This window comes from Pedobacter sp. B4-66, from assembly GCF_018492665.1.
Lineage (GTDB): Bacteria > Bacteroidota > Bacteroidia > Sphingobacteriales > Sphingobacteriaceae > Pedobacter.
Map to the genome: position 1 here is coordinate 239,243 of NZ_JAFVME010000012.1, position 12,685 is coordinate 251,927.

The following is a 12,685-nucleotide window of genomic DNA, read 5'->3' on the forward strand; positions in this document are numbered from 1 at the left end:
TTTAAAGATACTAATAGTTTCATTCTAACAAAAGCTATGCCCCGAGCCTTTTTGTCAGTATTTCTTCAACTTTTTTGAAGAATTGCAATGGTTTGAGTGTTCTCCATGCCATATCGTCAAGTTCACCACCGAAGTTAATGTAGTAATCGATATTACCGCTGCGAAATTCATTAATCACATGTTCCTGGAAATTGATGCCTGTAATCCAGCCATCTTCAATATCCTGAAACCATTCTTCGTAATAACTGTCTTCAGAAGAATGAAAGTTCAATACATTTTCGCCAACCAATATGAATTTGTTGATACCCTCATCAATCATCAACTCTATTATTTCGCGTTTTAAGAGCATAATGTCGTTTCCAATTGCATCGTTCCACTCTCCAATCAGTTCTATAATTACATAATTTCTGTCATAATCAGCATAAAGTACTTTGAGGTACATGGTGCTTGATCCGAAATCATCCCATTGCGGGTGTATCAGGAAATTATATAGCTGCTTGTCGAAGTAAAACTCCGAGTATTCAGTATTATAGAATGGAGAACGCTCATCTTCGGCCGCGATGTAATCATCTCTCCAAAGATAATAAGGTTCTATTTCGTGCATGGTTGGTTATTTATTAAAGGATTCTACAGCTTTGCGAACACTACCATAACGGATAAGTAGCTCTTCGGCTTGGCCATAATCTATTTTTAATTCGTCCATTACCATTAGTACTCCTCTGTCTACCAGCTTATGATTGGTTAACTGCATGTCGACCATTTTATTGCCTTTAACTCGGCCTAATTTTATCATTACAGTAGTGCTAAGCATATTTAGCACTAGTTTTTGTGCTGTTCCAGATTTCATCCTGGTAGATCCTGTTAAGAATTCAGGACCCACAACAACTTCAACAGGAAAATCGCTTTCCTTGGCTATTGGACCACTTTCGTTACACACGATGCAACCGGTTAAAATACTGTTTTTACGGGCAGTGTTTAATCCGCCAATTACATATGGGGTAGTTCCTGAGGCTGCAAGACCAATTAAACAGTCGTTAGCGCCAATGTTAAATTCTTGCAGATCAATCCATGCTTGCTTATCATCGTCTTCAGCATTTTCAACCGCTCTTCTTATCGCTCTATCTCCGCCGGCGATAATGCCGACAACCCAATCAAATGGAACACCAAAGGTAGGAGGGCATTCTGAAGCATCAACAACGCCAAGTCGACCACTAGTGCCTGCGCCGATATAAAATAATCTTCCTCCATTCCTCATCCGCTCTGCAACTGCAGTAGCAAGTTTTTCTATTTGTGGGATTACTTTTTCAACGGCCTGCGGAACTGTTTTATCTTCATTATTTATACCCTTCAGAATTTCAAGTACAGACATTTTATCAATATCATTGTAGGCTGATTCTTGCTCGGTTATTCTTATCATTGTTCTAATTTTTGTTAAAATTGGCGATTTTCTTGTTAAACTAGAAATAATAGGGGAAATCAATTGTAAATAGCGAAAATCGCACATATTTACTGATAAACTCTCCCGAATTTTGCTGTATATCCCCGTGTAATTTTATACCTTTACAGTGCCTTTACTAATGAAAAAGAACACCCAATATAATCTCCTAATTGCATTAACTTATTCTGTAACCTTAATAGGTGGTATGTTCTTGGGCTATAAGTTCTTGAAAGACCAGGGCTATAGCTTTCAAAAAACTACTTATGTGGCAGATAATAATGCACAGAAAGTAGATGAGATTCTTCACATCATTAATAGAAATTATGTTGATGAGGTTAACCCGGATAGCTTAAATAACCTTCCTATTGATAGTTTATTGCATAAGCTGGATCCACATAGCGTATATCTTCCTCCTGCTAAGGCAAGTGAATTTGCTGAAACACTAAGTGGAAATTTTGAAGGCATTGGTATCGAATATTATATTTTGAATGATTCTTTGTTGGTTACTAATGTAATTAAAGATGGGCCTGCATTTTTAGCTGGAATAAGACAAGGTGATAGAATTCTTAAAGTGGATACAATTTTTGTTAGTGGTAAAGCTTTGCCAAGAGATCAGATGATTGGTAAGATTAAAGGACGAAAGGGGACTGCCGTGAAACTAACTATTATGCATCCGGGTAATGCGCAGGCCACTGTTTTTACCGTAAAACGTGATAGGGTGCGGGTGAGTAGTATTGATGCTTCGTATATGCTGAATAATGATGTGGGCTATTTGAGAATTAGTAAGTTTGGTGCGGATACGGATAGTGACTTTGTCGAATCAATAAGGGGGCTTAAAGCGGTAGGGATGAAGAAACTAGTGCTTGACCTTCGTGATAATGGCGGCGGATATTTAACTGCAGCCACAGGTTTAGCTAATCAAATCCTTGAAGAAAATAAACTGATTGTTTATACAGAAGGCAAACATGAGCCGCGTACAGACTATGTAGCAACAGGTGGCGGAGAGTTTGAAGATGGTAAGTTGGTTGTTCTAATCAATGAGAATACAGCTTCAGCCAGCGAAATCCTTGCTGGTGCGGTACAGGATCTTAATAGGGGACTGATTATTGGTCGCAGATCTTTTGGTAAAGGTTTGGTTCAGGAGCAGTTTCCTTTTGTTGATGGTTCAGCACTAAATTTAACGATTGCGCGATATTATACTCCATCTGGAAGAAGTATTCAAAAGTCATATAAAGATGGCTACAAGGCTTATCAAGATGAGATCGAAAATCGTTTCAATGATGGAGAGCTTACCTCAAAAAGATTGGTTAAAAAAGACAGTGTGAAGGGCAGAACCTATGTTGGTGGAGGTATTCAGCCAGATATTTACGTGAAGATGGATACTGTTGGTTATAATAAATGCTATAACATTCTGGCCTCGAAAAGAGTATTGCTTGATTTTGTTTATGATGTTTTGGCTAGTAGGTACTCCACGCCATTTATTGAACAGAATTTGGCAACCTTTAATGTAAGTGAGGTAGATTACCGCGATCTGGTAAAGTATATCCAGAACCGTAATATAGTTGTTGACCAGAGGCAGCTTGCTTCGGCAAAGCCGCTTATCTTGAATGATATGAAGGTGCTTTTATGTAAGTATCACTTAGGTGATGCAGGTTATTATAAAGCGCTTAACCTAAGTGATGCTATGGTAAAACAGGCATTAACAAGCTTGCAATAAGCTTATTTTTGTCTGAAATAAATCTGGATTGGTACTCCGCTAAAATCAAAATGTTCACGAAGCTTATTCTCAATAAACCTTTTGTAAGGTTCTTTGATGTATTGAGGTAAGTTACAGAAGAAAGCAAACATTGGAGATGTTCCGTTGATCTGTGTGATGTATTTTATTTTGATGTATTTACCTTTTAATGCAGGTGGCGGATAGTTTTCAATGATCGGCAACATTACATCATTTAATTTAGATGTAGGGATTTTCTTGCCTCTGTTTTTATGTACTTCTAAAGCAGTTTCAATAGCTTGGAAAATACGTTGTTTAGTTACTACTGAAGTGAAAACAATTGGCACATCCGTAAATGGTTGCAATTTCTGACGAATCTGATCTTCAAATGCTTTTACAGTTTTGCTATCTTTCTCAATTAAGTCCCATTTGTTTACAAGAATCACGATGCCTTTCTTGTTTTTCTCTGCAAGGTGGAAAATGTTTACGTCCTGAGATTCTAAACCTTCAGTTGCATCTACCATTAAGATAACTACATCAGCTTCCTCTAATGCTTTAATTGTACGCATTACAGAATAAAACTCAATGTTCTCTTTTACTTTGGTTTTTTTACGTAAACCGGCAGTATCAATAAACATGAATTCATGACCGAATTGGTTGTAATGAATATGTATTGAGTCTCTGGTTGTACCTGCAATTGGGGTAACAATGTTTCTGTCTTTACCAATTAATGCATTGATTAATGATGATTTGCCAACGTTTGGTCTACCTACTATAGTGATTTTAGGAAGCGTGTTTTCTTCTTCAGGAAGATCCTCGAAGTTTCTTACAACATCATCAAGAAGATCACCTGTTCCTGATCCAGTCATAGACGAGATAGGGTAGATTTCTCCAAGGCCGAATCCGTAAAATACAGAAGCTTCGTTTTGTAATTGGGTATTATCAACCTTGTTTACTACTGTAAATACTGGCTTTTTACTTCTTCTAAGTAATTGTGCTATTTCGTCGTCTAGATCCGTAATGCCTGTTGTAACATCAACCATAAACAGTAATACACTTGCTTCTTCGATAGCAATAATTACTTGTTCGCGGATTGCTGTTTCAAAAACATCTTCAGAGTTTGCTACATAGCCACCTGTGTCAATTACAGTGAATTGCCTGTCTGTCCATTCAGCCGAGCCGTAGTGACGATCACGGGTTACGCCGCTAAAATCATCAACAATAGCTTTACGACTTTCTGTTAAGCGGTTAAAAAGGGTAGATTTGCCTACGTTTGGTCTTCCGACGATTGCGATAATATTGCTCATGGTGTGTTGTGAATTGTATTAATTATTAAGGGGTTGCAAAGGTAAGCTTAATTTTCGTACCCGAAACTTTTTAAGTAGTTCTTTTTACTTCTCCAGTCTGGAATTACCTTTACAAAGGTTTCAAGAAAGACTTTTTGATCTAAAAATTTCTCAATATCCTTACGTGCTTCAGTCCCAACTTTCTTCAGACTTGCACCTCCTTTACCTATTAGTATGTTTTTTTGAGAATCGCGCTCTACTATGATTTCTGCACTGATTCTAGTGATGTTTTCTTCTTCTTTGAAAGCAGTAACTACGACCTCTGTGCTATAAGGTATTTCTTTCTGATAGTTGTTAAAGATCTTTTCTCTGATGATCTCAGAAACAAAGAATCTTTGGTTACGATCTGTAAGGTCATCTTTATCATAAAAAGGTGCATGTTCTGGTAAATGATCTAAAATCATGGTAAGAATGCCTTCAAGATTGTATTGGTGAAGAGCCGAAATAGCATAAATATGCTTTGGATTTAATTTTTCCTGCCAGTATGCTGACTTTTCCTCTACCTGCTCCTGAGTTGCATTATCAATCTTGTTAATTAATACAATCATCGGGATTGTAGTGTTGATGATTTTTTCTAACACATCATTTTCGTCGTGTTGTTCATTAATGTCGGTAACAAACAGGATAAGATCCGCATCTGTTAAGGCTCCTTTTACTGAACTCATCATAGAATCTTGCAAACCATATCTCGGTTTTATGATGCCCGGGGTGTCAGAAAAAACTATTTGATAATCTTCTTCATTAACAATTCCTAAAATACGGTGGCGGGTAGTTTGGGCTTTCGGAGTAATGATCGAAAGCTTTTCGCCCACCAGGGCATTCATTAAGGTTGATTTGCCCACATTGGGCTTACCTATGATACTTACAAAACCTGCTTTATGCGACATAAAAATATTTTTTAAAATAAATTTGCACCGCAAAGAAACGAATTATATCTTTGCATTCCAATTCGGAAGAAGAGTTAAGGATTTAATAAAGACTCCAAATTGTATATAGTGCGGGGTGGAGCAGTTGGTAGCTCGTCGGGCTCATAACCCGAAGGTCATCAGTTCGAGTCTGGTCCCCGCTACCAAAAGGTTCGCAGCATTAATAATGCTGAGGCAACCAAAATGGCCCGTTCGTCTAGGGGTGAGGACGCCAGATTTTCATTCTGGAAACAGGGGTTCGATTCCCCTACGGGCTACGATCCCGCTTTACGTTGAGTAGAGCGGGATTTTTTTATGCTAAAAATCCCACAGCGTATTTTAGTTATTGAGGTCGAAATAATAATTCAAGTGATTAAAACATGTTATCTTTATTTCGTTTCTTAACTAATATTTTTTCAAATTAATGAACTTAAAGCCTGTACTAACTCTGTTGTGTCTTATCATCTGTTATAGCGCTGTCGCGCAAAAGCAGGAGATAAGCCACGTCGTTACACATAACCATTCTACTATTATTTGCGATGCTAAAGGTGAAAATCCCTATCCTGCATGGGGTATATTTCCTAAGGCTGATTACCCCGTAAGGAAAATAACAATGCACGTTACGCTAGGAAGCCCTGATAGCCTGCATACTGCGCATTGGGATTACCTGGATCATATTGTATTGAGGCGCAAAGGTGGAACACATGGCCCAGTGCTTAACTACGAATTGGGCAGGATGCTTACACCGTATGGCAGTATTTACAATAAAGGGTGGAGCTGGAAATGGCAGGTAGATGTTACCGACTTCGCTCCTTTCCTTCGTGATAGTGTAGAAATTGTTTATGTACATTCCGGTTATGAGGATAAAACTGTAGGCTGGGCACTTACCCTAGACTTTGAAATCCTATCCGGTCCTCCTGTTGTTACACCACTTGGCATAACAACCTTGTGGAATAAGGCGTATAAATATGGAGATCCGAAAGAGAAAATTGAAGAGAATCTGCTGCCGATAAGTTATGAGTCGATAAGTGGTGCGGCGTTAAGTCGGATACGTATGCAGCATACCGGGCATGGTATGGACAGGCCACGTGGTTGCAGTGAGTTTTGTAGTCGCTGGCGTGAACTCATCTTGGATGGAAAAGTAGTTGACAGGAGGGATATGTGGAAAAAGTGTGGCAACAATCCGCTGTATCCGCAAGGGGGTACCTGGATATACGACCGGGCGTACTGGTGTCCGGGTGACTTACAACAGCCTGATGTGATCGATGTATTTACAAAGCCGGGAAGCCATAAGGTGTCGTTGCAAATGGAACCTTACACCGCTACTGAGAACATACAGGCGGTTGAAAATATTTCAGCCTATTTGTTTCATTATTCGCCACCTAAGCAAAAAATAGATGTGGCGGTTGAATCCATTATGGTTCCTAGTGATGAACAACGTTTTTTTCGGTTGAACCCGGCCAGTTCCGGCCCTCGTATATCCTTTAGGAATCTTGGTGCCGATCCAGTTCGTTCGCTCACAATTGCGTATGGAACCGATGGTTTCCCCTCCAAAACATTCCATTGGAAAGGAAACCTTCCTTTTAATAAAGTAGTCGAGGTTGTATTACCGGGAGAAATTCAGGGAAAAGATGGCGAAAATGTATTTAATGTAATGCTTATTCAACCTAACGGGAAGAAAGATGCATGGTCAGCGGATAATGAAATGAAAGCTGTCTTCACTGCACCAGAGAAATTCCCTTCAGAATTTGTTCTGCAATTTCTTACAAATAAACAACCTAAAGACAACAGCATTTTTCTTGTAAATGCACAAAAAGATACTATTTTTCAAAAAACAGCATCGCAGTTAGCCGCTGTAACGCTTTATACTGATACCATACGCCTTTCTGCAGGTACCCACTCCCTTCACCTGATCGACACTGCCGGCAATGGATTACAATTCTGGGCACAGCCTAAAAATGGAGATGGTTATCTTCGCCTATTTGATATGAAGAGAAATCTTATCCATGCTTTCGAGAGTGATTGCGGGAATGGTGAAATGTTTAGTTTTAAGGTAGTTCCGGGCTTTGAAGTAGATAGCACAATAGCTCGTTATGCGTTTTCCATGTTTCCAAGATCAGTAGTTGACCAAACGCAATTGAGCGTGGTTTCCAACAAGCTAAGTGACATGACGGTGCAGATCACGGTAGATGGTATTGTATGGCAAAAACATGAATACAAATCTGTCAAGAATGCTGTATTCAGTTATGATCTTAAGCATCTTCCTGCAGGAAGAATAATTGTGGAAGCTTTTATGGACGGTATTAGTAAGTTTAAAGGACGGATCAATAAAGGACGGTAAGTGGCAATAATCATTGCTTTTGGTATAGATAGTTGTTTTAGTGTCTGTATGTCAAAGAGTTGTAGCTGAAAATGATCTAATCTATTAAGATTGATACAATTGGTAACCTAGAGAACAGGATGATAATTTGAAAAGTTTTTTGTACAATTATGCGACCTATATAAATCGCATTTTTAACAATAATTTCTGAGGAAATTACCTAAAACTATACATGAGAAAGATCGCTTTGTCGACCACGTTTGGTTATGTCTTATTATTGTTCTTTGCTATACCGTCTATTGTTATGGCGCAAAATCAAGCAGGAAAGACGGTAGAATTTGAATTGAAGGATAGTGATCGCGTCGTTTTCCTGGGCAATTCGTTGTTTGAAAGCGATAAAAATGGCTATTTAGAATTGGCATTAACCACACGTTGGCCAGATAAAAAAGTGACTTTTCGCAACCTTGGCTGGGAGGGCGATAATGTATTTGGGCAAGCACGCAGTCATTTTACTAATCCTCCAACGGCCTACGAAACTTTAATGCAGCAAATTACCGCGGCTAAACCTACAATAATATTTATAGCTTATGGTGGTGTAGAGGCGCAAGATGGTGCTGCCGGACTGGATAAATTTAAGGATGGTTTAAATAAATTATTGGATAAAACCGACGAACTAGGCGCTAAAGCTATTTTACTTTCTCCCATTCCGGTACTTTCTGGAATACCGGTTGATATTTTGGAATCCAGAAATAAAGATTTACAACTTTATGCTAAAGCTATTGCTGATATTGCGAAGGCTCGGGATAAGCAGTTTATCGATCTGTATAATCCCGTGACCGATTTTCAAAAGCAAGCTAAAATTTCTGAGGATGGTATCCATTTAAATGAAGTCGGATACTACCTGATGGCCACTGCCTTAGAGAATGGGTTAGGTTTAGTTTCGCAACCTCAGGTGATAAACATCCAAGTGGTAAAATCGGGTCTTGAGGCTGCAACACCGGCGAAAATAGTCCCCTCAGAAGCTCAACAGATGAAATTTACGATAGCAGAATCTTACTTGCCATTGCCGCTATTAGCTGCTGAATTACCCAAAATTGAGCAGAAGAGGACTGTCAAAATTGGAGGCTTAAAAAAAGGCTTTTATACCTTAATTGCAGATAATGTACCCGTGATTACTGCTTCGGAAAAGAGCTGGGGGGCTGGTATAGAAATCAAGCAGGGTGGTGTTTTTGATCAGACAAAGCAGATTCAACATTTAATTAACAAAAAGAATGATTTGTTTTTTCAACAGTATCGTCCTTGGAACGAAACCTATATTACAGGTTTTAGAGCCTATGAGCAAGGCAGACATAAAGAGGGGTTAGCTGATTTAGAATATATTATGGTTTGGTTGGAAAATCAAATTTATTTAAATAGTGCACCAAAATCTATCGTATATCAAATTGTAACAGTAAAGTAAGATGAAAATTAAACGTTCAATCAAGGTGTTTTGTGGAGTGATGATGATTCCGGTGGCTATTTTAGCTACGGCCGCTGTTTATCAGTTTGATGAAGAAAAACCTGATCCGGACCCTAAGAAAGAACAGGAATCCTTTAAAGTAGCAGATGGTTTTGAAGTTACCTTGTTTGCCTCCGAGCCAATGGTGGCAAAGCCTATTCAAATGAATTGGGATGAAGATGGACGTTTATGGGTAGTGAGCAGTACTGCTTATCCGCATTTGAAAACGGGAGAGCAAGCAAATGATAAGATTTTTATTTTAGAAGATACGGATGGCGATGGTAAAGCTGATAAGTCTACCATTTTTGCTGAAGGTTTGATGACACCAACAGGTATTTTACCTGGTGATGGTGGTGTTTATGTAGCCAATTCAACAGAAATTCTACATTTAAAGGACACAGATGGCGATGGCAAGGCAGATACCAGACGACAAGTTCTAACTGGCTTTGGAACCGGTGATACTCATCATTTGATTCATACTTTTCGTTGGGGACCAGAAGGCCGACTTTATTTTAACCAATCTATTTACATCTATAGCCACGTGGAAACTCCTTTTGGCACAAAAAGACTGGAAGGAGGAGGCGTTTGGAAATTGCAACCTCAAACTTTAGAACTGGATGTGTATGCCAGAGGTTTAGTTAATCCCTGGGGGTTACAGTTTGATAAATGGGGGCAGTCTTTTTTAACAGATGGCGCTGGTGGTGAAGGTATAAATTATTCCTTCCCGGGTGCAACTTTTGTGACTGCTTTGGGTGCGGAAAGGACTATTCGTGGTTTAAATCCGGGGCAACCTAAACACAGTGGATTGGATGTGATTTCAGGCCGTCATTTACCTGAATCATTGCAGGGAAGTGTTATTACGAATGATTTTAGAGCCAATCGCATCAATCGTTTTAAGCTGGAAGAACAGGGAAGTGGCTACGCCTCGAAACAGGTGGAGGATTTGATGTGGACAGATAACGTAGCATTTAGGCCTGTAGATATTACAGTAGGACCGGATGGTGCAATTTATGTGGCAGACTGGTATAATCCTATCATTCAGCATGGTGAGGTCGATTTTTATGATCCTCGTCGTGATCAGCAGCATGGCCGTATCTGGCGTATTGTAGCTAAAAATAGGCCGCTGGTTAAAGTTCCTAAATTGAGTAAAGCCAGCATTGATGAGCTCTTGGATGCTTTGAAGTTGCCTGAAGATTGGACACGTTCACAAGCTAAGCAAGTGTTGAAAAATCGTGGAGCTAAGAATGTTATTCCGGCTTTGGAAAAATGGGTGGATAATCTGGATAAAAAAGATGTAAACTATGAGCATCAGCAATTGGAAGCACTTTGGGTATATCAATCCTTAGATGTGGTGAACCAAAAATTACTGAATAGTTTGCTGAATGCTGAAACTCATAATGCAAGAGCCGCTGCTTTGAGAGCGCTTCAACTTTGGTTTAACAAGGTTTCGGATGTGCAGACGATATTATCAAAAGCAATAACAGATAAACATCCCCAAGTTCGATTGGAAGCTGTGATTGCCCTGCGCAAATTAAATACACCCGAAGCAGAACGTATTGCATTGAAGGCTTTAGAGCAACCTATGGATGAGTTTCTTGACTTTGCATTATGGCAAACTACCCGAGAATTGGAGTCAGTATGGTTAAAAAAGATTAAAGCTGATCCTTCCTTTTTAGGAGATGACAAGAAAACGGTGTATGCTTTAAAATCAGTAAGTGATGTGGATGCGGTAGGGCAACTGGTTCAACTTTATCAACAAGGGAAGGTGCCAGATGAGTATGAGAAAGATGTTTTAAGCTCGATTGCCAAATATGGTAAGGTTGCTGATTTGAATATACTTTTCAATTTAGCTTTTCAGGGAAATAGTAAGCATGATAAAAGTATAACAGCGCAGTTGGCTACATTGGAAGATGTTGTTCGTCAGCGGAATTTAAAGCCCGACCAGAATTTAAATCATATTGCTTCTTTTTTGGAGAATGAAGATGAATCTGAAGCGACAGGTGCAATTCGTTTAGTGGGTCTGTGGAAGTTGGAAAGCTTAATCCCTAGGTTAGCTAGCCTGGCTAAAAAAGAGAACAAAAATATTAAGAAATCGGCTCTTAACTCTCTGGCGACAATAGGTTCAACTCAATCGAAAAAATCATTATTGGAATTGACCACAGCAAAAAATCCTACGGATTTAAGAATATTGGCTACGGCGCAATTGGTTAGTGTTGACGCTACTGAAGCCAGTAATATGGCCGTTGCTTTATTAAAAAGCCTGCCTGCCCAAACAGATGCTACGGAGTTATTCCAGCCATTATTGGCTAGTAAAGAAAGCGTGAATGCCTTTTCTGTTGCGGTTAGTGCCAAAAAGATTCCTGTAAGTTTTGCAAAAGCAGCTCGTCAAGCCATGCAAAGTCAATTGGCAGCAAGTAGAAATAATGATGAAGATGTTAAAAATCTGAAAAAGGCATTGGAAGCTTCGGGTGGGGTTTTGCCTCCTGAGCGTACTCCACAGCAGCCTAATGATCAAGAAATTGCCAAATTGGCTAGCGAAGTAAAAGGTTTGGGTAATCCAGAACTAGGCGAAGCAGTATACCGAAAAACTGCAATTAGCTGCCAAACCTGTCATGCAACTGGTGGTGCAGGTGGACGTATTGGGCCGGATTTGAGTAGTTTAGGAACAAGTTCTCCTGTAGAAACTATTATCCGTTCTATATTATACCCTAATCAGTCTATCAAAGAAGGTTTTGAGCTAAAGAAGGTTGTTAAAAATGATGGGTCTGAAGTTTTGGGATATCTGATAAGTGATGGTAATACAAACGTGGTTATACGGGATATGAGTGGGAAGGAAATAGCCATTGTCAAAACGCAGATCAAAGTGATTGAAAAGGTGCCTGGTTCATTAATGCCGCCAGGATTAACGACTAATTTGGATAAGCAAGAATTTATTAATTTGGTTGCTTTCTTGTCTAAAATTGGTGAAACCGGTAAATTTCGTGTTCCGAATGAGCGTTATGTGCGTAGATGGAGAACAGTAACAGCAAGTAAAGAGTTAGGTAGTAAACTTAGTGCAGGAGGTTTAGATCTAATTACGAAAGCAAATACAAAAGTACCATTGGTGCCTTTGTATAGTAAGGTTTCAGGAGAATTGCCAGTTGTTGATTTACCTGTTATAGAGGTGAATAATAAACGTTATAGCTTCATAAAGTTCGATTTAGAAGTATTGAATAAAGGAAATGTTAAGTTGGCATTAAACACTACATCGGGTGTAACTGCCTGGGCCGGTCAAACTGTTTTGAAGTTTACAGATAACAGTGTAGTTACTAATTTCCCTCAGGGTATCCAACAAATAACCTTAGCTATTGATCGTTCTGTGGTAAAGGATGGTGTATTAAGTGTTCAATTACAAGATGCTGTTAATGATGTGGCTCAAACCAGATTGGTGATGGGGCAATAGCTATGCAATAGGACAAAGAGGT

General features: G+C 39.2%; 8 protein-coding genes and 2 tRNA genes. 6 read left to right on the forward strand and 4 right to left on the reverse strand.

The window, feature by feature from the left end; translation table 11 throughout:
- Positions 1 to 34: 34 nt before the first annotated feature.
- Both J1905_RS19880 and murQ read right to left on the reverse strand, forming a co-directional pair.
- On the reverse strand, positions 35 to 604 hold the full coding sequence (locus J1905_RS19880) for a hypothetical protein (protein WP_173090423.1): 570 nt from the start codon (positions 602 to 604) through the stop codon (positions 35 to 37).
- 6 nt (positions 605 to 610) lie between these two features.
- Complete coding sequence (murQ, locus tag J1905_RS19885; RefSeq protein ID WP_214228970.1) at positions 611 to 1,417, reverse strand: N-acetylmuramic acid 6-phosphate etherase; 807 nt, start codon at positions 1,415 to 1,417, stop codon at positions 611 to 613.
- Between the two features lie 160 nt (positions 1,418 to 1,577).
- Here murQ and J1905_RS19890 point away from each other — a divergent pair, with 160 nt between their 5' ends.
- On the forward strand, positions 1,578 to 3,155 hold the full coding sequence (locus J1905_RS19890) for a S41 family peptidase (protein WP_214228971.1): 1,578 nt from the start codon (positions 1,578 to 1,580) through the stop codon (positions 3,153 to 3,155).
- A gap of 2 nt (positions 3,156 to 3,157) precedes the next feature.
- Here the strand turns inward: J1905_RS19890 and der are convergent, their stop codons facing one another.
- On the reverse strand, positions 3,158 to 4,459 hold the full coding sequence (der, locus tag J1905_RS19895) for a ribosome biogenesis GTPase Der (RefSeq protein WP_214228972.1): 1,302 nt from the start codon (positions 4,457 to 4,459) through the stop codon (positions 3,158 to 3,160).
- A 47-nt stretch (positions 4,460 to 4,506) separates the two neighbouring features.
- Positions 4,507 to 5,385, reverse strand: a complete 879-nt coding sequence (era, locus tag J1905_RS19900) for a GTPase Era (protein WP_108206229.1) — start codon at positions 5,383 to 5,385, stop codon at positions 4,507 to 4,509.
- Positions 5,386 to 5,494: 109 nt separating this feature from the next.
- Between era and J1905_RS19905 the strand changes: the two genes are divergently transcribed.
- The 5 genes from J1905_RS19905 to J1905_RS19925 all read left to right on the forward strand — a co-directional run bounded on the left by J1905_RS19905 (position 5,495) and on the right by J1905_RS19925 (position 12,663).
- Positions 5,495 to 5,570: transfer RNA gene (locus J1905_RS19905), tRNA-Met, on the forward strand.
- Positions 5,571 to 5,609: 39 nt separating this feature from the next.
- Positions 5,610 to 5,681: transfer RNA gene (locus J1905_RS19910), tRNA-Glu, on the forward strand.
- Between the two features lie 146 nt (positions 5,682 to 5,827).
- Positions 5,828 to 7,744, forward strand: coding sequence for a peptide-N-glycosidase F-related protein (locus tag J1905_RS19915; RefSeq protein WP_214228973.1), 1,917 nt, complete (start codon positions 5,828 to 5,830; stop codon positions 7,742 to 7,744).
- A 211-nt stretch (positions 7,745 to 7,955) separates the two neighbouring features.
- The gene (locus J1905_RS19920; protein WP_214228974.1) at positions 7,956 to 9,182 is read left to right on the forward strand and encodes a GDSL-type esterase/lipase family protein; all 1,227 of its coding nucleotides are present in this window, start codon (positions 7,956 to 7,958) and stop codon (positions 9,180 to 9,182) included.
- 1 nt (position 9,183) lies between these two features.
- Positions 9,184 to 12,663, forward strand: coding sequence for a PVC-type heme-binding CxxCH protein (locus tag J1905_RS19925; protein WP_214228975.1), 3,480 nt, complete (start codon positions 9,184 to 9,186; stop codon positions 12,661 to 12,663).
- Positions 12,664 to 12,685: the final 22 nt, after the last annotated feature.

Bases quoted from the DNA above. Each gene is read 5' to 3' on its own strand.
- J1905_RS19880 (WP_173090423.1), bottom strand. From the start codon at position 604: ATGCACGAAATAGAACCTTATTATCTTTGGAGAGATGATTACATCGCG.
- murQ (WP_214228970.1), bottom strand. From the start codon at position 1,417: ATGATAAGAATAACCGAGCAAGAATCAGCCTACAATGATATTGATAAA.
- J1905_RS19890 (WP_214228971.1), top strand. From the start codon at position 1,578: ATGAAAAAGAACACCCAATATAATCTCCTAATTGCATTAACTTATTCT.
- der (WP_214228972.1), bottom strand. From the start codon at position 4,459: ATGAGCAATATTATCGCAATCGTCGGAAGACCAAACGTAGGCAAATCT.
- era (WP_108206229.1), bottom strand. From the start codon at position 5,385: ATGTCGCATAAAGCAGGTTTTGTAAGTATCATAGGTAAGCCCAATGTG.
- J1905_RS19915 (WP_214228973.1), top strand. From the start codon at position 5,828: ATGAACTTAAAGCCTGTACTAACTCTGTTGTGTCTTATCATCTGTTAT.
- J1905_RS19920 (WP_214228974.1), top strand. From the start codon at position 7,956: ATGAGAAAGATCGCTTTGTCGACCACGTTTGGTTATGTCTTATTATTG.
- J1905_RS19925 (WP_214228975.1), top strand. From the start codon at position 9,184: ATGAAAATTAAACGTTCAATCAAGGTGTTTTGTGGAGTGATGATGATT.